This is a genomic window from Emcibacteraceae bacterium (genome assembly GCA_041396985.1).
Classification (GTDB): Bacteria; Pseudomonadota; Alphaproteobacteria; order Sphingomonadales; family Emcibacteraceae; genus Pseudemcibacter.
Genome location: JAWKXO010000001.1, coordinates 244,102 through 266,589 on the forward strand (window position 1 = coordinate 244,102; position 22,488 = coordinate 266,589).

The following is a 22,488-nucleotide window of genomic DNA, read 5'->3' on the forward strand; positions in this document are numbered from 1 at the left end:
TTTTTAAAGTTTAATTGGAAGCATTAGCCACTTTCATCACCAGACAGGGCACCTGTTGGTTTTGAAGCATCTGGCAATTTTCTTGCGCGGCGCTGAAATTATCATAATGTCCAAAATAAAGCCTGAAACGCTGTTTATTCTCTGCTGTCATGATGGGTTTTATGTCTATATTCTGGTCTTTCAGCATTTCCGGTGCCAGAATTTGTAATCGGCGCCAATCAATAGTTGCGGCATTTTCAGTCGGATATGACCCCAATTGAAGATGATAAAATGATGCGTTGACAGGTGCCATATTCTGAACCGGCGCCATTTCTTCAGGATCATTTTCCGGAACAGAAGATGTCTCCAAAGCATTGTTCACTTCAGCTGCTTGAGACTCATTTTCTGGGAGTGCTGGTTCAGTTGTCAATGCCGGGGCGGCATCACCGCCCTGATTTTCTGAATTCAGTATATCTTCCAGCATTTTCCGCTTCGGATCAATGGAAACGACTGGCTGGCTCATTGTTGGCTCCGGTTCGGTTAGTTCTGCTGCTGATGTGTCCTCATCTTCATCCGGAAATGAATTCAGGTTCAGGAAAATCGCCTGAGCTCTGCGTTTACTTGACAGTCCGCGAAGCCAGTTATATCGGTACATATTGGTTTCAATTTCTTCCGGTGTCATGAAACTTTTAGCCATGGTTCTTGCGGCCTCTTCTTCACCGGAAAGGGCATAGACCATAATCAGGTTCTGTTGTGCCGTTGTCTGGCTGTAATCCAGATTTACCGCTTTACTCAGCAGCTTGATGGAAGGGGCAAATTCATCCTGAAAAGCCAGTGATAAGGCCAGGTTATTTAATAGCGAAATATTATCCGGCATTTTGCTTAATCCACGACCATAGGCCTGCTGGGCCTGATCATGAAGCCCCTGAAGATCATAGGCAAGACCGATACTGTTATAAATCCGATAATTATCAGGTGACTTTGATGCCGCTTTTTCCAGAAAATCTATCGCTTCTGCCGGCTGGTTATTCTGCACCATCATCTGACCAAGGCCAAGCTGGGCATCTGTATTATCAGGATCAAGATCAAGAACCTGTCGGTAGTAGGTAATGGCCCCATCCGTGGCGCCAAGGCGCTGATAAATCTGACCAAGAGCAAGCCGGGATGGCACATGCTCTGGGCTTTCATTTGCTGCGCGCTGATATAGCCTGATTGCGCTTGTATAATCCCCTGCTATACGAAAGCTTTCCGCCATTTTCATAAGCGACGGACTGGAAAAAGCAAGCTCACCATTGACGCGCCTTTCCGGCGGCATATTATTTTCATCATAATTTGGTCTAAAGCTATCGCCACCGCCACAGGCAGATAATAAACCTGCCAAAAACAGACCGAATATTATGTGAGGTAACTTGCTGGATTTAATGGGCATTTGCCGTATTGCACCTATTAGGGTAATGTTGAAAACGTGTTTATTAACTATAACGTCTATGGACTATACAGGAAACTAAATTGGATAAAAAGCAATCAATTAATTAATAAGTTGTTAAAATATAGTTGTTACTTTAAGCTTGAGTTTAATAGTAAAGGATTAAAAATGGTTGATATAGCAGCAGCAAGTGCCGCATCTTCACAAATACAGATTGATGCAGGACACAGTAGCACGCAGGAAAATGCCGCTATTGAAGTTAAGGCCCAGGAAGAAAAGATTGAAAATTCCGTCAATGGTCGCAGCACGGTTGAATCCGGCACCGAACCGGGTGTGGGTGAAAAAATCGATATAAGAGCCTGACGGGCTTAATTCAGACAACAAAAAAAGGCATGATCCGTATGTATGGTCATGCCTTTTTTATTTTATTGCTTCAGGAATTTTATTATCCCTTTTTTGTCACTTCCTTAACCTCAGGCAAGACAGTCCTCAGGTGAAGTTCCCGTAACTGTTTCATTTCCACCTCACTCGGCGCATTCATCATCAGATCCTCAGCCTTCTGGTTCATCGGGAAAACAATCACTTCACGAATATTCGGCTCATCCGCCAGAAGCATCACAATACGGTCAACACCAGGGGCTATGCCACCATGGGGAGGCGCGCCGTATTTAAGGGCATTCAGCATCCCGGCAAAACGCTTCTCGACAACTTCCGGGCCATAACCGGCAATTTCAAAAGCGCGGTACATAATTTCAGGTACATGGTTTCTGATGGCGCCAGAGGATAGCTCAATACCGTTACAGACAATGTCATACTGGTAGCCCAGAATATCTTCAGGGTTTTGATTATTAAGGGCTTCCAGCCCCCCCTGCGGCATAGAGAACGGATTATGGCTGAAATCAAGTTTCTTTTCGATTTCGTCATATTCATACATTGGGAAATCAACAATCCAGCAGAATTTAAATTCGTCATCCTTGATCAGACCCAGTTCATTACCGACTTTTGTTCTGGCATGCCCGGCAAGCTTGGCGGCTTCATCCGCCTTTGCACAGGCAAAGAAAACCCCGTCATTTTCAGTAAGCCCAGCTATTTCCATAAGTTTGGCGATCCGCCCTTCATCTAGGTTTTTGGCGATCGGGCCCATGGCCTCACCATCCTTGAAGCGAACATAGCCTAGTCCTGCAAACCCTTCTGAGCGGGCCCAGTCGTTCATTTTATCAAAAAATGATCTTGGCTGATCGGCACCGGCCCCCGGGGCCGGAACAGCGCGGACAACTGAGCCGTTTTTAATGGCACCGGCAAAAATGCCAAAGCCAGAACCGTCAAATACCTCAGTAACATCAGAAATTACGATCGGGTTTCTTAGGTCCGGTTTATCAGAGCCGTATTTCAGCATTGCATCCTTATATGTGATGCGCGGAAACGGTGCCTGTGTCACTTTTTTATCTGAAAATTCCTCAAAAACACCCTGCATAACCGGTTCGATGGCGCCAAAAACATCGTCCTGTGTTACATAGGACATTTCCATATCAAGCTGATAAAACTCACCGGGACTGCGATCGGCCCGTGCGTCTTCATCGCGAAAACAAGGGGCAATCTGGAAATAACGGTCAAAACCCGCAATCATCAGAAGCTGTTTAAATTGCTGCGGTGCCTGTGGCAGGGCATAGAATTTACCCGGATGCAGCCGTGATGGCACCAGAAAGTCTCTGGCCCCTTCCGGTGATGACGCGGTCAGGATCGGTGTCTGGAACTCCTTAAAGCCCTGATCAACCATTCTGCGGCGTATGCTAGAGATAATATCGGAACGCAGCACAATATTTTTATGAATTCTTTCGCGTCTTAGATCAAGGAACCGGTATTTAAGCCTGATATCTTCAGGATATTCCTGTTCCCCGAACACCGGTAATGGAAGTTCCGCCGCTGCATTAAGCACGTCAACTTTTTTAACCAGAATTTCAATCTCACCAGTCGGCAGTTCAGGGTTTATCACCTCTGCAGCGCGTTTGATCACTTCGCCTTCAACCCGGATAACGCTTTCAGCACGGACATTTTCAGCAACTTCAAAAATATCCTTAAAATCACTGTCGAACACACACTGGGTGATTCCATAATGATCTCTTAAATCAATAAACAACAGCCCGCCATGGTCCCGCTTGCGGTGTACCCATCCGGAAAGACGTGCAGTTTGGCCCACATCATCGCTTCTTAGTTCATTACAAGTATGAGATCTGTATTCGTGCATATCCATTCTTCTATTTTTTAAATATTTCAAGTTCAATTCAGTGTCTTTTTGTGCTTTATTGTCGCTTTGTCAAGTTAATCTTGAGTCTTAACCAAAGAATTAAGGGACTTTATGAGTGTAATAACAACAAACAAGGATTTGGAAGCCCTGTGTCAGCGTCTTTCAAAATCCGACTATGTAACGGTTGATACTGAATTTCTGAGGGATAAAACCTATTATTCAAAATTATGCCTGATCCAGATTGCCGATGACAGTGAATATCATGCGATTGACACATTGGCCACAGGGCTTGATCTTAAGCCATTTTATGATCTGATGGAAAATGAAAATGTTGTAAAAGTTTTCCATGCGGCGAGGCAGGATATAGAAATTTTTGTCAATATGGCTAATGTCGTACCAAAGCCCCTTTTTGACAGCCAGATAGCCGCTATGGTTTGTGGTTATGGCGATAGTATCGGCTACGAAAAGCTGGTTATGTCCATCTGCAATAAGCCCCTTGATAAAAGCACCCGGTTCACTGACTGGTCCCGCCGCCCCCTTACCGAACGGCAAATCGACTATGCGCTGGGGGATGTCACCCATTTAAGGGAGATTTATAAGCATTTAAAATTAAAAATCGAAAAAAACGGACGCGAAGTCTGGCTGGCTGAAGAACTTGATGAACTGATGGATAAGGAAAGTTACATCATCAAGCCGGAGAATGCGTGGAAACGGATAAAAATCAGAAACAGTAACCGACGGTTTAATGCTATTGTCCAGAATGTTGCTGCCTGGCGCGAAGCAGAAGCACAAAGGCGCAATATTCCAAGAAACCGTGTTATGCGTGATGAAGTGCTGCTTGAGCTTTGTGCCGTGCGGCCAACCCATAAAAATGCCTTATCCAGTATTCGTGGTCTTGGCGCTAATTTTGCGTCCAGTAAAGGTGGGGACAATGTTATTGCTGCCATTCAGGATGCCATGGACCTACCCGAAGATCAGTTACCAAAGATTTCAAGAAAGCCGCCACCTTCACAGAATACCGACCCTATTGTTGAACTTTTAAAAGTCCTTCTCAAGCTTGTCTGCAAACGTGAGGATGTGGCCCCGAAACTGCTGGCCAATGTTGAGGATCTTGAAAAAATTGCCGAAGAGGACAAGGCGGATGTTAAAGCCTTACACGGTTGGCGGTATGATATTTTCGGCAAAGATGCCATAGCCCTTAAAAACGGTAAAAAAGCGTTCGCCATTAAAAATAGCGAAATTATACTCTTTACCATTAAGGACCATATTTAAATCACTAATGGCCCGTTGTAAGTTTATAGTCAAGATTGAGAAATTTGGAGAGACTATTCAGCCTTTGGCCGACAAGTTCATTAACCATGTCTTCCATTCCCGGCTTAACACTTAAAATCAGGAATTTATCTGATTTTACCAGTTTGACAAGTTTTAGACCTTCTGACGTGCCCGCAGAAATTCTTTGTGCCAGCCTAAGTGAAAGACCAATTCTTCTGGCATAAAGCATATCTTCTGAACTGATCAGCGATCTCGCCGTTTTTACCTGTTTAACCCTGCTGGTTGTGCCGCCGTAACAGACATAAAGAGCCATGGCAATCAAGGACGCATCTGTATGGTTTACCCCGCCCAATCGGCCATAGAGCACTTCGGCCACCACTTTTTCAGCACGGTATTCAGGATGACCGCGCCAGCCAACATCACATAAAATACAAATTGCCAGTCGCAGTCTTTTATGGTCTTCAGACTCATTCTCGAACAGGCCATCAATCCATTTATAAAGTCTTTCACCATGATCCGGGAATCGACCGGTCATTTTTGCGACCTGATGACAGCTGATAATCAGGCTGTCCTGTTTCCTGACTTCAGGTTCCATTTCATTATAAAGGATGCCTTCACGGACACCGAATGCCGAAACGACATATTTACAGGGATTGAGAATTTTTAAAAGTCGCCAAAGAACAAGAGCGGCAAGAGGAAGGTTTTTTCGACGTTTGGTACTGATGTGGGCCCGGTATTTTTTAAGATCCTGCTCAGTCATTCTTGAGACACGTTTGGCCAGATCAATAATCTCATCAACCGGAATGACATAATTATGCATATTGATCAGGGGATATTTAGTTTCGATCATATGTATATGGGCCAGCGCCCGCCATGATCCCCCGACGGCATAAAATTTACGGCCCTGTTCTTCCGTAATCCAGCCGACACCTTTCAGATATTCATCAATCTTCGATTTTGCAGATGGGATCCGATTGCCTCTTTTATCCTGAAACTGCAGCGGACCAATGGGTAATGTGGTCTCTCGGGACACATTTTTTTCATGAACAAGTGCCAGTTCAAGACTACCGCCTCCCAAGTCACCGATGATTCCGGTCGCCCGTGGCACGGCGCAGATTACCCCGTTACCTGAAAGTTTTGCTTCTTCGGGACCACTGACAATTTTAATATCGAGCCCCGTTTCCCGTTTAACATCAGCAACAAACTGGCGCCCATTCAGGGCATCCCTCACCGCTGATGTTGCAATTGCACGATAATCCTTCACTTCCATCTTTTTTATGAGGATTGAAAAACGACTCAAGGTCTTTGTCGCTTTTACAATTGATCTTCTGATCATTTTACCGCTTTCTGCAACCCCGAGTCCCAGGCCACAAAAAACTTTTTCGTTAAAGATTACATAAGGTGCCCGCTCACGATTCTCATAAACAACCAAACGCACCGTGTTTGAACCAATGTCAATTACAGCAAATCTTCCCAAACCTATTTCCTTATTCGTCTTTTTCCGTATCCTCAAATATAGCGGCACCAACACCTGACAAACTTGGATTTGTCATGAAATACTGGTGGGCGGAAAACGCATCTTCTCCTGCTGCCACTTTTGTATAACGATCATTTTCACCCAAAATCCAGCTTTGTGCTGTATCATTTATATTGGCAACCATGATCTGGTCAAGTACCTGTGAGTGAACTGTTGGATTTTCTAGTGGCACGAGTATCTCAACACGACGGTCAAAGTTTCTTGGCATCCAGTCAGCAGACGACATAAATACTTTTGCATTTTTTGACGGTAATTTCTCACCGTTCCCAAAACAGACAATACGTCCATGTTCCAAAAAGCGGCCAACAATACTTTTTACTCTGATATTTTCGGAAAGTCCCTGAACCCCTGGTCTAAGGCAGCAAATCCCCCTGACAACCATATCTATAGACACACCATTTTGTGATGCCTCGTAAAGTTTATCAATAATGATCGGGTCAACAAGCGCATTTAGCTTAACCCACATATTGGCGGGTTTTCCAGCCTTTGCATATTCAATTTCCTGATCAATCAGCTCCATTAAAGTCGAGCGTATATTAATTGGTGAAATTTTCACTTTCTCCAGCGACGTAGGTACCGTATTTCCAGTCAGATAATTAAATATATGAACGGCGTCACGACCCAGCGCCCTGTTATCCGTAAAGAATGAAATATCGGTATATACTTTTGCCGTTTGCGGATGATAGTTACCAGTGCCAAAATGGACATATGATTTCAGTTTGCCGTCCTCACGGCGAATGACCACTGAAATTTTTGCATGGGTTTTAAGCTCTAAAAAGCCGAATACCACCTGAACCCCTGCCCGTTCCATATCCTGCGCCCATTTGATATTGCGTGCTTCATCAAAGCGCGCTTTCAGCTCGACGAGGGCCGTCACCGACTTTCCGGCTTCTGCCGCTTTTATTAGTGCCGCGACTATCGGGCTATTATCGCCTGTGCGATAGAGGGTCTGTTTAATGGCCAGAACATTTTCATCACCGGCAGCCTGTTTAAGAAAACTGACCACCACATCAAAACTTTCAAAAGGATGATGAACAACAAAATCTTTCTGACTGATGGCGGCAAATATATCCCCGCCAAATTCCTTTACCCGGCTTGGATATCTTGGGCTAAAGGGCTCAAATGTAAGATCCTTGCGGTCTTCAACAATTAATTCAGACAATTCCGATAGACCAAGCATCCCATCAATATTAATGATTTCCTCTCTGACCACGCCGAGTTCTTTACGAACAATGCGTCTCAGCCGTCTTGGCATGCTGCTGTTGACTTCAAGCCTTACAACATTACCGCGTCGTCTTCTTTTTAAGGCGCTTTCGAAAACAAGGACCAGATCTTCGGCTTTTTCCTCTACCTCAAGTTCACTATCCCGAATGATCCTGAATATGCCCTCACTGACCATTTGATAATTTGGAAAAATAAAGTCGATAAAAAGACGAAGAACATTTTCAAGTGAAATAAATCTTATCTGTCCATCCTGGTCCGGCAGTCTGATAAAACGTTTTGTCTGCGTCGGGATCGGCAACAAGGCCAGCAACGTTTCGCCGTCAATCTGCCTTTGAAGCTCAATGATTAATGAAAAACCCAGATTGGGAATAAAAGGAAACGGATGGGCCAGATCAATCGCCAGCGGTGTCAGAATTGGAAAAACATTTTCAAGAAAATAAATCTGAAGCCATTCTTTTTCAGCATCCGTCAGCTCTGATGCTTCAAGTAGATCAAGATTATTTTTGCGAAGCTCGCTTAACAGTTCACGGCATTCTTTTTGCTGTTTTTCGACAAGCTCGGCGGCAAGAGCATTTATTCTCTCCAGCTGTTCCTTTGGGGTCATGCCATCATCGCTGATCACATCAGTTTCCGTTTTCATGAGATTGCGCAGTCCCGCGACCCTGACCATTATAAACTCGTCAAGATTGCTTCCTGAAATCGACAGAAATCTTAGCCGTTCGAGTAGCGGATAATTCTTGTTACAGGATTGTTCCATCACCCTGATATTGAATGAAAGCCAGGATAATTCACGATTGATCAGTCTCTCAGAAACTGTAAAATTTCCCTCTAAAGCCATTATTATATGTTAAACCTCATCCCAGTTTTCCATTGCTTTTCTTGCTGTAGCAACGGTTATTTTCTTTTTTTCCATGCGCGATAGATCATCAATTTTCTGCACAAGCTGACGAACCGCTTCAAATGATCTTTCTGTTCGCGCAACAAGATAATTTATGACGTCAGTCCTAATAACGATCTGTCGGTCAGAAAATTGTTTATTAATGATTGCCTTGAGCAGTTCGTCATCCGGCGCTTTTATTTCAACGGTTTCCGTGGCCAACAGTCGTGATGATAAGTCCTTTAACGATACGGGCCAGTTTTTTGGGCGGGCATTTGCCGTCAACAGCAGATATCCCCCCTGTTCACGGACCCAGTTATAAAGATGCAGAAGACTATGCTGCGTATCAATATTATCTATAATCTGGTCAATATCCTCAAGCACATAAACCAAATTGTCTGAAGACAAAAAATCAATTTTATCAACATCATCGGCGTTTAATATCTGCGCATTTGATATCTCCCGCCAGACGTGGCAAAGGTGCGTCTTGCCACACCCTTTCGGACCATAAATGATCAGGCAGTGAAAATGCTCGCCGCCGCGCTGCCAGTCCGGCCAGCAATCGATCCAGTTAACTGCTTTTTCGTTGGAATAGGAGGCCAGAAAATTACCTTGAGCAAATTTTTCATTGACGGGCCAGTTAAGCAGCAATTGTTCCGGTATATTTTTCCCCTGCTCTGCCACTAATTTCTACTCATGTTGGTCGCAAGGTCGGTCAATGCAATATCCCATTCCATGGTGTCCTGATTTTGGGAAAGGGCTAGACCTTGTTGTGCTAAAGAAAGGGCTAGCTGCTCTTCATCGCCGGCAAATTCGATTTCAAGATCCACATTGTTGATGGTGATCCCTTTTAAATTGACTTTTCTGACCAGATTAACTTTTTTAAGCTGCTGCTGAATTATTACCCAGTCATCAATCCTTTTTAATTGGCCGTGGGCCAAAATTGACGCTTTTGATCCATAATTGACCAGTACTTTGGATTTCCAAAGATCATCAACCCAGTCTGTCGCCGCATCAACACCTGCTTTAAACAGGGCTTCTTCATTTAAAAGCCCCCGTTCATCATAAGCCGGAACTGACACACTGATATTCTGTATGGGATTTTCCGTCCCTTCATCGAGAATATCATTTCGGCGCAAAGCCATATCAAGAACTAATTGATTTGCAGCAGTATCCTTTATGACATTTGCCGTCACAACAATCAGTTCATTCAGGGTATTTTTTTGAATGAAGGCCCGGATAACATCCTGATCGTCATTTTTTGCCTGTAATGCACTGATATACATTCGGTTCATCAATGTGGGTTCAGGGGTATTTATCGGCACCAGATTATTGATAACATCATAATTCTGCCATGCTTCGCGCCATTTATTACTTTTTTCCCAAAGCATAAGAGCGCCGCCTTCTTCAAGTACTGGCAAAACACTAACTGCCGTCCCCAGTGTTTCAGCAAAGGGAATTTCATAACTGCTCAGAATTTCGTTTACTTTATCACGGTTAAAATGGACCACCAATGACGCAATATAGCGAACGTCGGACCGTTTCTCGTCATTAATTTCAAACCCGCTGATAAAGTCCACCACGTCCTGGTCTGAGAAATTCGGTAATTTTTTACGGTCTGATATTAATATGATCCTTCGAAACAAGCGTTCCAATGCCAACCGTTGCCCTTTATTTAATGCCTGCTCACGGGCCAAAGTCACATTTCGGGCCGTTTCATCAACATCAACGTTATAAATTGTATAAATGCTGGCTTCCCGATCCTCGCTGTTTATCTCACTCTGAGCAAATACGGGGTTGGCAGCAGGCACCAAAATGCTAATAAACAACATTAAGAAAATCTTGTATCTTTCTGTAACATAATATTTAAAATTCAAAACATTTCTCATTTTCTGTTGAAATCAGCTTACTATAATACCCTATCATGTCATGACTATGGCATATAGCATAAATATCTTATGTTACATAATCATTGCAACAAACAGAATTTATTTTTGGTCATATTTCTATAGCCTTTTTTGCCAAGGGGCCTTATATCTGTTTTATTAAATTATACTATTGAAAGTACATAAAATTGTCTGACCAGAATAAATCATACAGTTATAAAGATGCTGGCGTGGATATTGATGCCGGCAATGCCCTTGTAGATGCGATTAAACCGGCTGCTGCCTCCACAAAACGACCCGGATGCGATGCCGGACTAGGCGGCTTTGGCGCCCTGTTTGACTTAAAAGCAGCAGGGTTTAAAGACCCGATCCTTGTTTCAGGGACAGATGGTGTCGGCACAAAATTAAAAGTCGCCATTGAAAGCGGCAAGCATGATACAGTCGGCATTGATCTTGTTGCGATGTGTGTGAATGATCTGATTGTTCAGGGGGCGGAGCCACTGTTTTTCCTAGATTATTACGCAACCGGACATCTTTCTGTCGAAGTTGGTAAAGCGATTATTGAAGGAATTGCGGAAGGATGCCGTCAGGGGGGCGCCGCGCTTATAGGTGGTGAAACTGCCGAAATGCCGGGCATGTATTCTGATGGTGATTATGATCTGGCCGGTTTTTGTGTTGGTGCCGTTGAACGGGACCGAGTGATTGATGGGAAATCTGTTGGTGAAGGTGATGTCGTTCTCGGCCTCGCATCAAGCGGGGTTCATTCAAACGGCTTTTCTCTGGTTCGCAAACTGGTGGAAGTTTCCGGCGTATCCTATAATGATCCCTGTTCATTTGAAGCCGGGAAAACATATGGCGAAGCACTGCTTTGCCCAACAAAAATATATGTAAAAAGCTGTCTTGAAGTTTTGAAAGCCGATTGTATAAAAGCTCTTAGCCATATAACCGGTGGCGGGTTTGTTGAAAATATTCCCCGCATTCTTCCAAAAGGCGTTACCGTCGATGTTGATGCCAGCCTCTGGATCCTCCCCCCGGTCTTCGACTGGCTTAGGACAACCGGAAATATCAGCCCGCAGGAAATGGCAAAAACCTTTAACTGTGGCATCGGCATGGCGGTTATCGTTCCTGCTGATAAAGCTGATCTGGCCAGCAAAATATTCGAAGAAAATGGTGAAAAAGTTTATAACATTGGCACTGTCCGCGCCAAGAATGAGGGGGAACCCTCAACCACCGTCACTGGCAAACCGGGCAGTTGGGGATATACTGATGCCTGGATCGCCAAATCAGCACATTAATTTTAAGGGCTTTGAATGATCAATGTAGCGGTTTTAATTTCGGGAGGCGGCACCAATCTACAGGCCCTGATTGATGCATGCGCTGAGGACAGCTTCCCGGCCCGCATCGCTCTGGTCATATCCAATAATCCTGGTGTTAAAGGACTGGTGCGAGCCGAAAAGGCAGGCATCCCCACCAAAGTCATTAATCATCGCGACTATAAAAGCCGTGAAGAGTTTGATGATAAGCTTCATGAAGCCCTGGTTGAAAGCGGTGCTGAGCTTATTTGTCTGGCCGGTTTTATGCGTATTCTTGATGCACGTTTTGTCAATCGCTGGAAAAATAAAATTCTTAATATTCACCCTTCCCTGCTTCCAAGCTTTAAAGGGCTTCATACGCAGGAACGCGCGCTGGAAGCCGGGGTACGCTTTAGTGGCTGTACCGTCCATTTTGTCAATCCGGAACTGGATGACGGCCCGATCATCATACAGGCGGCAGTTGCCATTAATCCGGGTGACGATGCCGATACCCTGGCCGCAAAAGTGCTGACACAGGAACATATTATTTATCCGCAGGCCTTAAGGCTCGTCGCGGAAGGCAGAACACAGGTTGATGGCAGCAGAGTTATTATCAATGATGCAAACTATTCCACCCAAAAAATAATAAACCCCATTCCGGAATAAAAAAACCGCGCACCATTGGTACGCGGTTCAGATTTTTTATTATCTGATCGTATTAACCAACGATCTCTTTATCATTGAAAAAATATTCAATTTCAATTTTCGCATTTTCAAGGCTGTCTGAACCATGAACGGAATTTTCACCGATGGAAAGAGCAAATTCTTTACGGATTGTGCCATCAGCGGCTTCAGCAGGGTTTGTTGCACCCATAATTTCACGGTTAAGCGCAACGGCATTCTCACCTTCAAGCACCTGAACCACAACTGGTTCAGAGATCATAAAATCAACTAGTTCACCGAAAAATGGACGGTCTTTATGAACGGCATAAAACCCTTCTGCTTTTTCGCGGCTCATACGGATCCGTTTGGATGCAATAACGCGAAGACCACCGTCTTCCAGTTTTTTGATGATAGCACCTGTAAGATTGCGTTTTGTCGCATCCGGCTTAATAATTGAAAATGTACGCTGTAAAGCCATAATTTTTATCCTTGGTATTTGAAATTTAATCTGTTGGCGCGCCTTATAGTGGTTATTTTGCAAAACTTCAATAATTATTTGCCATTGATCTTTTCCGTTTACCTGATAAAACCCCATGCATGTTACATATTACGGACCTCACATATCGCATTGCCGGAAAGTTGTTACTGGAAAAAGCCAGTGTCACCGTACCGGCCGGACATAAAGTCGGCATCGTTGGAAAAAACGGTGCGGGAAAAACCACGCTTTATAAACTGATCCTTGGTGAACTGGAAGCCGATGACGGCCAGATCAGTATTCGAAAGTCGGCGTCCGTCGGCCAGGTCGCACAGGAAGCACCCGGTGGCCCGGATAGCCTGCTTGATACGGTGCTCGCGGCACATCCGGAACTGGTGGAACTTCACCATGAGGCGGAAACCTGCAAAGATCCGCACCGCATTGCCGAAATTCACGAAAGACTGCAGGATATTGGCGCCTATGAAGCCGAAGCCCGTGCCGCCAGCATTTTATCAGGCCTTGGCTTTAATGATGCTGAACAGCGCCGTCCCTGCAGCGAGTTTTCAGGGGGCTGGCGTATGCGCGTTGCGCTTGCTTGTACCCTTTTTACCCAGCCGGACCTGCTGCTGCTTGACGAGCCGACAAACTATCTTGATCTGGAAGGGGTTTTATGGCTTGAAAATTTCATTAAAAACTACCCGTACACTGTTCTGATCATCAGCCATGACCGCGACCTTCTGAACAGTTCGGCAAATGCCATTGTTCACCTGGAAGCCCGCAATCTGACCTATTATGGCGGCAATTTTGACAAGTTTGAAAAAACCTACCGCGAGCAGCGCGAACTTCAGCGTGCGGCAATTAAAAAACAGGAACTTGAACGCGCCCATATCCAGAAATATATTGACCGTTTCCGCTATAAAGCCAGCAAAGCCAAACAGGCCCAAAGCCGCATAAAAATGCTGGAGCGAATGGAGCCGCTTGCCGCCCTTGCTGAAGAACATACGGTTCAGTTTAATTTTCCGAATCCTGTTGAACTGGCACCACCGCTGATTTCCATGGAAAATCTTGCCGTTGGTTATGAGACAGGCAAACCGATTTTAAGAAACTTATCCTTACGGATTGATATGGAAGATCGTATCGCCCTGCTTGGTCAGAACGGCAACGGCAAATCGACATTTGCCAAACTGCTTTCAGACAGACTTCAACCGATGGAAGGGACCATAAACCGCTCCCGCAAGCTTGGTATTGGATATTTTGCCCAGCATCAACAGGATGAGTTGGACCCGAATGGTACCCCCATTTCCCATCTCGCCCGCCTGATGAAAGGATCTACCGAAACACAGGTACGGGCCCGACTGGGCGGTTTCGGATTTGGTGTTGATAAGGCCGCCAATAAAATTTCCACCATGTCCGGCGGTGAAAAAGCGCGTCTTTTATTTGCCTTGATGAGCTTTAATGCGCCGCAAATGATTATCCTTGACGAACCAACCAACCATCTGGATATGGATAGCCGCCAATCGCTTATTCACGCGATTAACGACTATGAAGGCGCCGTTATCATTATCAGCCATGACAGCTATCTGGTTGAAGCCTGTGCTGACCGTATCATGGTTGTTGAAAATGGTGGCGTTCATGAATTCGATGGCGACATCAATGATTATAAAAATCTGGTGATTGGCAAAAAAACCGGTGTGGATAAAAAAGAACCTCCAAAACCGGCAATCAAGAAAAAGATCAAAAAAAATGAGCCACAAATTGACCAACGCGCTCTAAAAGACCAGATTGCCGAAGCGGAAAGACGGGTTGAATACCTGAGCCGTGAAATTGAAAAATATAATAAAGCACTTAGCAATCCAAAACTTTACGATAAAAAAGACCCCGCTGCCGGAAGAGCATTAAAACAGTTCACTCGGGAAAAAAGTGAACTTGACCATAAACTGAAAGACGCTGAAGAAAAATGGCTTCAGCTGGAAGATATGCTTAATCGTTAGAAAATCAGGCTTTCTTTGTCCAACCACCTGCATCTGTCTGCTGATAATAGTTAAGGGTATACCCGTCATTTTTATAAGTAGTCCAACGCGCCCTCGCCTGCTCAACCACGGTTGGGTTGTTGCCATCAAAAATTTCCAGAACCCTTTTATAACCTTCCAGGATAGAAGTGGTTGTTCCATCTGTTAACACCAGTACTTCGGCGGATGCGGGATTATCATCCGCCGTGGTGATATAGATGGGTTGATCTTCCGGAAATTTGCTTTTTTCTGTTCCGTGGGCAAGAAAGCTATCCTTGTCAAAGGTCCAAAGTGCCTGATCCAGGTCATCCATTTCAATCGGACCGGACACCTTCACCACTGCCTTCATCTTTGCTTCCACAACTTTGCTAAGCAGTTTTGGCAATGCAACCATCAGCGGTTGTCGTGTCAGATGATAAAAACTGATTTCCATAAATTAATCTTCGTAATAATCCCTGATCAGCCTGTCCAGCAGCCGGACACCATAGCCAGTTGCGCCTTTTTCCGCGACATCCGATGGTTTCTGCCGCCAGGCGGTTCCGGCAATATCAATATGAACCCATGGCGTATTATTGACAAAACGCTGCAAAAACTGAGCAGCCGTAATACTGCCCGCATATTTACCGCCAACATTTTTCATATCCGCTATATCGGAATTAATCAGTGCATCATAACAGTCGCCAATCGGCATACGCCAGACGGGTTCATCAACAGCTTTTCCCGCCGTTGTCAGCTGTTCGCAAAGTTCATCATTATTTGAAAAAATACCTGCATAATCCTGCCCCAAGGCGATCATCATTGCGCCGGTCAGTGTCGCAAGATCAATCATAAATTTTGGTTTGAATTTTTCCTGTGTGTACCATAGACAATCAGCAAGCACCAACCGACCTTCCGCATCCGTATTGATCACTTCAATGGTCTGCCCTGACATTGAGCTGACCACATCGCCTGGGCGCTGTGCCGTGCTGGATGGCATATTTTCGACCAATCCTACAACCCCGATCACATTTGCTTTTGCCTTTCGGCCCGCCAATGCCTTCATTGCACCAACAACGGCGGCACTACCCCCCATATCAAATTTCATATCCTCCATCCCGGGACCGGGTTTAAGTGAAATACCGCCGGTATCAAAGGTAACCCCTTTTCCGATCAGCGCGACTGGTTTTTCCTTTTTATTCTTTGAACCGTTCCATTTCATGATCACCATCAGGCTTTGGCTGGCACTCCTTGACCAACACCAAGAAGGGCTTCCATCCCGAGCGCATCCATGGCTTTTTCATCCAGAACTTTTACGTCCACCCCAAGTTTTGTCAGCTCTTTAATCTGCTCCGCATAGCTTTCCGGATAAATGACGTTACCCGGTTCAGTAACCAGATTTCGGGCAAAAATGACCCCGTCTGCAATTTTTTCAAGGATTTTAAATTCTTTTTTGGCTGCTGCCGCCCCATCGGTGGCCAGCGTAAGCTGTTCAAGCGACGGTTTTTTAATATTTTTTTCGGTTGTATAATATTTATCAAATTTATAAGCGCGCAGTATGGCCCCGAATGCTCCTGAAGCGGCATTGGTTTTAGCGAGAACGGTGAGATTTTTTTCACCTGAATACATTAATTTGACAATTATTTTGCCACCGATTTTTTCGGCCTGCTGGCCATCAAATTTTTCACGGTCCGCAAGCCCAACCAGCAAAATACGGCTTGCTTTAATACCGGACGGTGCAAGAATTTCAACCATTTCGCCAAACTTGCCTTTAAAATTGCTCGAGTTTGCTGCACGTGTTATCGCCCCTGATGTTTGTTTATCAAGTGTTTCTGTCGCTGGTGAAAAGACAAAGCTTTTATCTTCACTATAAGCAAAGACAGCCAGAGCGCCTTCAATGTTGCTATTGTCATCTGTAGTTTCTATAAACTTTATTTTCATTTTTATGCCTCAATTTAGTCTTGCTTGGCCAATATAGGAATTCACTACTTCAAGAGATAAAGATAGGATAGGATGTTATCAAGGGAAATAGATAATAATATTGTGGATTTTCGTTTAATTCACTATACCATCAAAACAAATTATGTAATAGAGCCGCATGAATAAAACGAACCATATAATCAGTATCGCTATAGTGTTATTCCTGATGGGCCTTTCTTATTCTCAGGCCCAAAGTTCTGCGGGCAGCTCGCAACAAATTAATTTTGCCGCTGATAAGGTGGTTTACGATCAGAAAACCAATATCATCACTGCCAGCGGCAATGTCATTTTGAACCAGAATGGCAATAGCCTGACGGCAGAAACAATTACCTATGATGTTAATACCGGTGAAGTAAAAGCAGCAGGTGGCATTACCATCAAAGAACCATCAGGCAATATTTTATACATGCAGGATGCTACCCTGAATGGTGACTTAAAACAGGGTTTTATAAATCATACAAGGGTCATTTTTACTGATGGTTCAAAGCTGATCGCGAGAAGTGGTGAACGTGAAGGCCAGCTTACTATTCTACAAAACGCTATCTATACACCCTGTGAAATGTGTATGGAGGACGGCAATGAAAAGCCGACCTGGCAGATCAGGGCTGATCAAATTACCCACGATTCAGATGATAAAACCATAAAATATAAAAATGTCAGGCTTGAAATTGCCGGTATCCCCATTCTTTATTCACCTTATTTTGCCCACCCTGATCCGACCGTCAGGGCGAGAACAGGAATATTGCCCCCTTCAAAGCTGGGAAGATCAACCGAGCTGGGTGCTTTTGTCCAAATTCCCTATTATTTTAACATCAGTCCCCATCAGGATTTTACATTCGAGCCGATCATTACCAGCCGAGAAGGTGTCGTTTTTGCCGGAAACTATCGGCAACGCACCAGCAATGGACTGTTCACCACACAGGCATCCATTGCCAACGTCAATGAACGGGATAACAACTTCCAGAAAACAGGTGACCATGAACTTCGCGGTCATATATTCTCAAAAGGTGAATTTGAATTAAACAGTCTTGATAGTCTTGGTGGTGACTGGCAATGGGATTATGCTTTAAACTGGGTCAGTGATGATACTTATCTCAGACGCTATTATGATGACAGATCAGACGTTCTTGAAAGTCATGTCAGGCTTGAACGCTTCTGGGATCAAAGTTATGCTACTGTCGGATCATATGTCTTTCAGGGGCTCGATGAAGAAGACAATTTTGGACTGACCGGACAGGCCTTGCCGTCTTTTGATATTAATGTGAACAAAGATACCGGCTTTATAAACAGTTCGTTTAAATTTGATGCCAGCGGTGTCCAGATCTATCGGATTGATGGTATGCGAAGCCGCCGGTTGAGTACGAAAGCAACATGGGCAGTTCCTTTCCAGTCAGGTTTAGGGGATTTTTATACCCTTACTGCTTCCGTGCGTAGTGACCTTTATAACAACAGCAACTCAATCATGCCTGACCAGAGTCAATATGCCGGGGTTGACGGAACCCATTCAAGACTACTGCCAAAGCTGGCCCTTGACTGGCGTATGCCATTTTTAAAGTCGTCTGGCAAAACCAGTCAGGTCATTGAGCCAATGTTTTCGATCATAGTGGCACCGACAAAACCCAATTTGCCTGAAAATGTCATCAATTTTGCAAATGAGGACAGCCGCAATTTTGAATTTGATGAAAACAACCTGTTCAGTCACAACCGGTTCAACGGATATGACCGATGGGAAGGCGGAACACGGGTAAATTTTGGTCTCCGTTATAATTTATATACCGATAATATCAATATGGTCGCCACAATTGGCCAGTCGGTCCGGCTTAACAACACGGAAACCTTTCCAGTCGGCTCCGGGTATGAGGGGAAAGCGTCTGACTTTGTTGGGCGTATTGATGTAACATTTGGTAACTGGATTGATTATGTACACAGATTCAGACTTGATAAACGCTCACTTCAACTCAGAAGAAACGAACTTATTCTATCAACCGGGCCTGATTGGTTGAAACTTTCCGTCCGTTATCTTGATCTTGATCTTAATGACGACAGCAGACTGATCGGAACAGAACTTGAAAACCGCCGTGAAATCGGGACAGGAATGAAAATCAATTTTGACAAGAAATGGGCCTTACAAGGAAGCTGGATCAAAGACATATTAAATAGCAAAACCATTTCCTATGATGCCGGGCTCGTCTATCATGATGACTGCCTTGAATTTGGTCTAAGTTACGAAAGACGTTTCACAACTGACCGCGATATTGCTCCTTCAAGTACCGTTCATTTCCGTATTATCCTGAAAAATCTTGGTTAATGTTTAAGCCTTTGGCACAAAATGACCATATTATTTCAACATAATTATAGAACACATGATTATTTCGTTATATAAAGACTTTTTAATAAGAAATATATGCGTAAGGTTAGGTTCCGATAGAAGATGGTTATGAAAATTAAAATAAAGCCTATTTTAAAATTACTTTTGTTATGCGTTCCGATAATCGCGTTTTCCACAAACTCAATAAAAGCACAGCAATCGCCGCAAGATCTGCAGGATCTTCAAGAAATTGTTGCCATTGTAAATGATGAGGTTATTTCTCTTTATGACCTAAAGCAGCGTACGAGATTGCTTTTTCTATCTAACCCATCAAGAAATGTAACTCCTGAACAAGAGCAAAATTTACAGAATCAAGCCATGAACGGACTGATTGACGATAAACTGAAACTTCAGGAAGCGAAAAAATTTGAAGCTATTGCCACTAAGAATGAGCTAGAGGACGCTTTTAAAAATTACGCCCGACAATTTAATCTTTCTTCTGAACAACTTGAAAAGGCTTTAAAAGATGCCGGCATTGAGAAGCAGACCCTCATTAATCAGATCAGTGGCACCCTTGCCTGGCAAAGAGTTGTCGGTGGTCTTTTGCAACCGCTTGTCAATATAACGGATGATGAAGTAATGAATTTTCTGGAAAGACTTGAGCGTGATAAAGGCAAGTTTGAATATAATGTCAGTGAAATTTTTCTGCTTTTGACAAATAATGCACAGCGTGACGAAGTGGTTTCATCTGCCAATCTGATCCATAAACAGCTTGTTGACGGCACGCCATTTTCAGGTGTTGCTCAACAATTCTCCCAGTCCTCTACGGCATCTGTTGGTGGTGATATGGGATGGGTTATGGAAAATGAACTGCCAAAAGAGGTCAGTAGTCAACTGCCCAATATGAAGGTAGGGGAAATTTCTGATCCAATTATTACAGAGGATGGCGTTTATATTCTCAAACTTACAAATAAAAGAAAAATTCTGACCCTGAATGATGATGACATTGCCGTAACACTTAAATTCCTTTATTTCATGAAAAATGATTTTCCAGGTATGTCAATTGATGATCTGAATAAATTGGTTTTACCAAAAGTCAAAAATACCAATGCCTGTGAAGCAAACAAAGAAAATGCAGTTTCATTAAAGGCTACAGGGGATGGTGATATTGGGACTATAATAGTCGGAAATTTACCCCAAGAAGCAAAAGAAGAAATTCTTAATCTGGAAGTGGGTCAAGGAACCAGACTTTACGAGGAAGAAGCAGGTTATAGAAGCTTTATTTTATGCGCGAAAGATATTCCTGAAGTAACGCTACCTGAGTTTGATACAGTGCTTGAGAATATGACCCAATCCAGGCTCCAGCTGGTTGCCAGACGCCACTTGCGCGATCTTAGGCGTGATGCCATTGTTGATTATCGGTAATAGGTAGTAGGCAATGGAAGAACAGGAAGAAAACAATCTCCCCATTGCTGTTTCTATTGGCGAACCTTCAGGGATTGGCCCTGAAGTCATACTGAAATCCTGGTATAAAAGACAGGAATTTTCAATAGCACCATTTTTTGTAATAGGCAGCGCTGAGCTTCTTAAAAAGCAGGCGTCAGCATTAAATTTAAATATCCCTATAACCCCTATTTCTTCACCGCGACAGGCTGTCCATATTTTCAGCAATTCTCTACCTGTGTTAGACCTGAATTTCAGAAGTGATTATCAATTTGGTCATCCGCACCATGACACGGCCGAAATGGTTATTGCCTCAATTGACAAAGCGGTTGAGCTAATTATTTCCGGACAGGCACGCGCTATGGCAACGGCGCCAATTCATAAAGCAGCCCTTTATAGTGCGGGCTTTGAGTGTCCGGGACATACTGAATATCTGGCCAAACTTTCAACAAGCCACACGGGTGAAGAGTATCACCCGGTTATGATGCTCGCTTCCGAACAGTTATGTGTTGTACCACTAACCATCCATGTCGCGCTTAAGGATGTCCCTGCCCTTATTACTCATCAGCTTTTGGTCAGAACGATCCGGACCATCCATGAGGGAATGAAAAAATTTTTCAACCTTGATTATCCGGCTATTGCAGTCAGCGGGTTAAATCCCCATGCAGGAGAAGACGGAACAATGGGCATTGAAGAGCGGGAAATTATCGGGCCAGCCATAAACGCGCTTAAGAAGCAAGGAATTAGGCTTAATGGTCCAATGCCGGCGGATACAATGTTTCATAAATCGGCACGGGCTAAATATGACGTTGCCTTATGTATGTATCATGATCAGGCATTAATCCCGATTAAAACAATTGATTTTGACGCCGGTGTAAATGTGACACTTGGCCTGCCGATTGTCAGAACATCCCCCGATCATGGAACAGCCCTCAATATTGCCGGTCAGGGGCTTGCTAACCCAACAAGTATGATTAACTCCCTGAAGCTTGCTGATCGCATGTCAAAATATTTACCGATGATTGATGCTGAACAAGATGAACAGTGACGGACTTCCTCCACTTCGGGACGTTATTGATCGTTATGAGCTGCGAGCCAAAAAATCACTGGGACAGAATTTTCTGACTGATTTAAATCTGACGCAAAAAATTGCCCGCGCTGCCGGAAATCTTAAAGATTCCATTATATATGAAGTTGGTCCTGGTCCCGGTGCACTGACACGCGGTCTATTAATGCAGGGCGCACAAAGAATAATTGTCGTTGAGATGGATCACCGCTGCATTGAGGCTTTAAATGAGATTTCAGCCGCTTATGACAATAAAGTTGAGATCATTGAAGGGGATGCCCTTGATGTTGAAGAATTGGCATTGATCGGCGATACAAAAGGCAAAGATATCCATGTTGTGGCCAATCTGCCCTATAATGTCGGCACTGCACTGCTGGTTAAATGGATGACGTCTGAAAAATGGTTGCCATGGTTTAAATCGCTCACCCTTATGTTTCAAAAAGAAGTTGGGGAAAGGATTATCGCAAAACCAAAAAGCAAAGCTTACGGCCGCCTTTCAGTGCTTTGTCAGTATCGCGCTAATCCGAAAATTTTATTTGATATACCAAGGCAGGCTTTTATTCCCCCGCCAAAAGTTACGTCCTGTATTGTACAAATTACCCCCAAAGAGCAACCGGCCAATGCACCGGATCAAAAAATACTGGAACGTGTTGTTTCAGCAGCCTTTAATCAACGACGCAAAATGCTTAGAGCAAGTCTGAAGGGGCTTGGTATCGATCCCATGATAATTCTTGCATCTGCAAACATTAAAGAAACGGCAAGGGCGGAAGAATTATCGGTTGAAGACTTCTGCCAATTGGCATTAGAATATCAAAAAAACAAATAACGGT

General features: G+C 44.0%; 19 protein-coding genes. 9 read left to right on the forward strand and 10 right to left on the reverse strand.

The window, feature by feature from the left end; translation table 11 throughout:
- Window positions 1-10 precede the first annotated feature (10 nt).
- The gene (locus R3D86_01130; GenBank protein MEZ5756804.1) at window positions 11-1,360 is read right to left on the reverse strand and encodes a tetratricopeptide repeat protein; all 1,350 of its coding nucleotides are present in this window, start codon (window positions 1,358-1,360) and stop codon (window positions 11-13) included.
- A 213-nt stretch (window positions 1,361-1,573) separates the two neighbouring features.
- Between R3D86_01130 and R3D86_01135 the strand changes: the two genes are divergently transcribed.
- The gene (locus R3D86_01135) at window positions 1,574-1,768 is read left to right on the forward strand and encodes a hypothetical protein (GenBank protein ID MEZ5756805.1); all 195 of its coding nucleotides are present in this window, start codon (window positions 1,574-1,576) and stop codon (window positions 1,766-1,768) included.
- Window positions 1,769-1,850: 82 nt separating this feature from the next.
- On the opposite strand, the gene aspS is transcribed toward R3D86_01135, so the two are convergent.
- On the reverse strand, window positions 1,851-3,656 hold the full coding sequence (gene aspS, locus R3D86_01140; protein MEZ5756806.1) for an aspartate--tRNA ligase: 1,806 nt from the start codon (window positions 3,654-3,656) through the stop codon (window positions 1,851-1,853).
- A 105-nt stretch (window positions 3,657-3,761) separates the two neighbouring features.
- Between aspS and rnd the strand changes: the two genes are divergently transcribed.
- Complete coding sequence (gene rnd, locus R3D86_01145; protein ID MEZ5756807.1) at window positions 3,762-4,922, forward strand: ribonuclease D; 1,161 nt, start codon at window positions 3,762-3,764, stop codon at window positions 4,920-4,922.
- Between the two features lie 4 nt (window positions 4,923-4,926).
- On the opposite strand, the gene R3D86_01150 is transcribed toward rnd, so the two are convergent.
- From R3D86_01150 to R3D86_01165, 4 genes are read right to left on the reverse strand one after another with little or no spacing between them, the layout of a single operon-like run.
- Window positions 4,927-6,399, reverse strand: coding sequence for a Ppx/GppA family phosphatase (locus R3D86_01150; GenBank protein ID MEZ5756808.1), 1,473 nt, complete (start codon window positions 6,397-6,399; stop codon window positions 4,927-4,929).
- A 10-nt stretch (window positions 6,400-6,409) separates the two neighbouring features.
- On the reverse strand, window positions 6,410-8,521 hold the full coding sequence (locus R3D86_01155) for an RNA degradosome polyphosphate kinase (protein ID MEZ5756809.1): 2,112 nt from the start codon (window positions 8,519-8,521) through the stop codon (window positions 6,410-6,412).
- A gap of 9 nt (window positions 8,522-8,530) precedes the next feature.
- Window positions 8,531-9,244, reverse strand: coding sequence for a DnaA/Hda family protein (locus R3D86_01160; GenBank protein ID MEZ5756810.1), 714 nt, complete (start codon window positions 9,242-9,244; stop codon window positions 8,531-8,533).
- Window positions 9,244-10,392, reverse strand: a complete 1,149-nt coding sequence (locus tag R3D86_01165; GenBank protein MEZ5756811.1) for a DUF2066 domain-containing protein — start codon at window positions 10,390-10,392, stop codon at window positions 9,244-9,246. Before R3D86_01165 ends, R3D86_01160 begins: the two co-directional genes overlap by 1 nt.
- 242 nt (window positions 10,393-10,634) lie before the next feature.
- Here R3D86_01165 and purM point away from each other — a divergent pair, with 242 nt between their 5' ends.
- Both purM and purN read left to right on the forward strand, forming a co-directional pair.
- The gene (purM, locus tag R3D86_01170; GenBank protein ID MEZ5756812.1) at window positions 10,635-11,741 is read left to right on the forward strand and encodes a phosphoribosylformylglycinamidine cyclo-ligase; all 1,107 of its coding nucleotides are present in this window, start codon (window positions 10,635-10,637) and stop codon (window positions 11,739-11,741) included.
- Window positions 11,742-11,756: 15 nt separating this feature from the next.
- The gene (purN, locus tag R3D86_01175; GenBank protein ID MEZ5756813.1) at window positions 11,757-12,404 is read left to right on the forward strand and encodes a phosphoribosylglycinamide formyltransferase; all 648 of its coding nucleotides are present in this window, start codon (window positions 11,757-11,759) and stop codon (window positions 12,402-12,404) included.
- 52 nt (window positions 12,405-12,456) lie between these two features.
- Here purN and ndk read toward each other — a convergent pair whose 3' ends face one another.
- Window positions 12,457-12,879, reverse strand: a complete 423-nt coding sequence (gene ndk / locus R3D86_01180) for a nucleoside-diphosphate kinase (protein ID MEZ5756814.1) — start codon at window positions 12,877-12,879, stop codon at window positions 12,457-12,459.
- Between the two features lie 119 nt (window positions 12,880-12,998).
- On the opposite strand from ndk, the gene R3D86_01185 reads away from it, so the two are divergent.
- On the forward strand, window positions 12,999-14,867 hold the full coding sequence (locus R3D86_01185) for an ABC-F family ATP-binding cassette domain-containing protein (protein MEZ5756815.1): 1,869 nt from the start codon (window positions 12,999-13,001) through the stop codon (window positions 14,865-14,867).
- Between the two features lie 4 nt (window positions 14,868-14,871).
- Here R3D86_01185 and R3D86_01190 read toward each other — a convergent pair whose 3' ends face one another.
- Genes R3D86_01190 through R3D86_01200 form a run of 3 tightly spaced genes read right to left on the reverse strand, consistent with a single transcriptional unit; the run spans window position 14,872 to window position 16,802 of the window.
- A complete protein-coding gene (locus tag R3D86_01190; protein MEZ5756816.1) occupies window positions 14,872-15,318 on the reverse strand; it encodes a DNA polymerase III subunit chi in 447 nt (148 codons plus the stop codon).
- 3 nt (window positions 15,319-15,321) lie between these two features.
- Window positions 15,322-16,092: a leucyl aminopeptidase gene (locus R3D86_01195; GenBank protein MEZ5756817.1), complete on the reverse strand. Its 771-nt coding sequence runs from the start codon at window positions 16,090-16,092 to the stop codon at window positions 15,322-15,324.
- On the reverse strand, window positions 16,092-16,802 hold the full coding sequence (locus tag R3D86_01200) for a M17 family peptidase N-terminal domain-containing protein (protein ID MEZ5756818.1): 711 nt from the start codon (window positions 16,800-16,802) through the stop codon (window positions 16,092-16,094). The genes R3D86_01195 and R3D86_01200 overlap by 1 nt, the downstream gene beginning before the upstream one ends.
- 157 nt (window positions 16,803-16,959) lie before the next feature.
- On the opposite strand from R3D86_01200, the gene lptD reads away from it, so the two are divergent.
- From lptD to rsmA, 4 genes are all read left to right on the forward strand, one after another.
- Window positions 16,960-19,149 carry an LPS assembly protein LptD gene (gene lptD, locus R3D86_01205; GenBank protein ID MEZ5756819.1) on the forward strand — a complete coding sequence of 730 codons (2,190 nt, stop codon included), beginning with the start codon at window positions 16,960-16,962 and terminating at the stop codon, window positions 19,147-19,149.
- Between the two features lie 129 nt (window positions 19,150-19,278).
- Window positions 19,279-20,574, forward strand: a complete 1,296-nt coding sequence (locus R3D86_01210; protein ID MEZ5756820.1) for a peptidylprolyl isomerase — start codon at window positions 19,279-19,281, stop codon at window positions 20,572-20,574.
- Between the two features lie 13 nt (window positions 20,575-20,587).
- Entirely contained in the window at window positions 20,588-21,640 is a 1,053-nt protein-coding gene (pdxA, locus tag R3D86_01215; protein MEZ5756821.1) for a 4-hydroxythreonine-4-phosphate dehydrogenase PdxA, read from the forward strand.
- Complete coding sequence (gene rsmA, locus R3D86_01220) at window positions 21,630-22,484, forward strand: 16S rRNA (adenine(1518)-N(6)/adenine(1519)-N(6))-dimethyltransferase RsmA (GenBank protein MEZ5756822.1); 855 nt, start codon at window positions 21,630-21,632, stop codon at window positions 22,482-22,484. Before pdxA ends, rsmA begins: the two co-directional genes overlap by 11 nt.
- The last annotated feature ends 4 nt before the right edge of the window (window positions 22,485-22,488 follow it).

What these genes read in the sequence shown, in the direction of transcription:
- R3D86_01195 (MEZ5756817.1), bottom strand. Translation starts at nt 16,092, where the DNA reads ATGGTGATCATGAAATGGAACGGTTCAAAGAATAAAAAGGAAAAACCA.
- rnd (MEZ5756807.1), top strand. Translation starts at nt 3,762, where the DNA reads ATGAGTGTAATAACAACAAACAAGGATTTGGAAGCCCTGTGTCAGCGT.
- aspS (MEZ5756806.1), bottom strand. Translation starts at nt 3,656, where the DNA reads ATGGATATGCACGAATACAGATCTCATACTTGTAATGAACTAAGAAGC.
- R3D86_01165 (MEZ5756811.1), bottom strand. Translation starts at nt 10,392, where the DNA reads ATGTTGTTTATTAGCATTTTGGTGCCTGCTGCCAACCCCGTATTTGCT.
- pdxA (MEZ5756821.1), top strand. Translation starts at nt 20,588, where the DNA reads ATGGAAGAACAGGAAGAAAACAATCTCCCCATTGCTGTTTCTATTGGC.
- purN (MEZ5756813.1), top strand. Translation starts at nt 11,757, where the DNA reads ATGATCAATGTAGCGGTTTTAATTTCGGGAGGCGGCACCAATCTACAG.
- R3D86_01185 (MEZ5756815.1), top strand. Translation starts at nt 12,999, where the DNA reads ATGTTACATATTACGGACCTCACATATCGCATTGCCGGAAAGTTGTTA.
- R3D86_01200 (MEZ5756818.1), bottom strand. Translation starts at nt 16,802, where the DNA reads ATGAAAATAAAGTTTATAGAAACTACAGATGACAATAGCAACATTGAA.
- ndk (MEZ5756814.1), bottom strand. Translation starts at nt 12,879, where the DNA reads ATGGCTTTACAGCGTACATTTTCAATTATTAAGCCGGATGCGACAAAA.
- R3D86_01155 (MEZ5756809.1), bottom strand. Translation starts at nt 8,521, where the DNA reads ATGGCTTTAGAGGGAAATTTTACAGTTTCTGAGAGACTGATCAATCGT.
- R3D86_01135 (MEZ5756805.1), top strand. Translation starts at nt 1,574, where the DNA reads ATGGTTGATATAGCAGCAGCAAGTGCCGCATCTTCACAAATACAGATT.
- rsmA (MEZ5756822.1), top strand. Translation starts at nt 21,630, where the DNA reads ATGAACAGTGACGGACTTCCTCCACTTCGGGACGTTATTGATCGTTAT.
- R3D86_01190 (MEZ5756816.1), bottom strand. Translation starts at nt 15,318, where the DNA reads ATGGAAATCAGTTTTTATCATCTGACACGACAACCGCTGATGGTTGCA.
- lptD (MEZ5756819.1), top strand. Translation starts at nt 16,960, where the DNA reads ATGAATAAAACGAACCATATAATCAGTATCGCTATAGTGTTATTCCTG.
- R3D86_01210 (MEZ5756820.1), top strand. Translation starts at nt 19,279, where the DNA reads ATGAAAATTAAAATAAAGCCTATTTTAAAATTACTTTTGTTATGCGTT.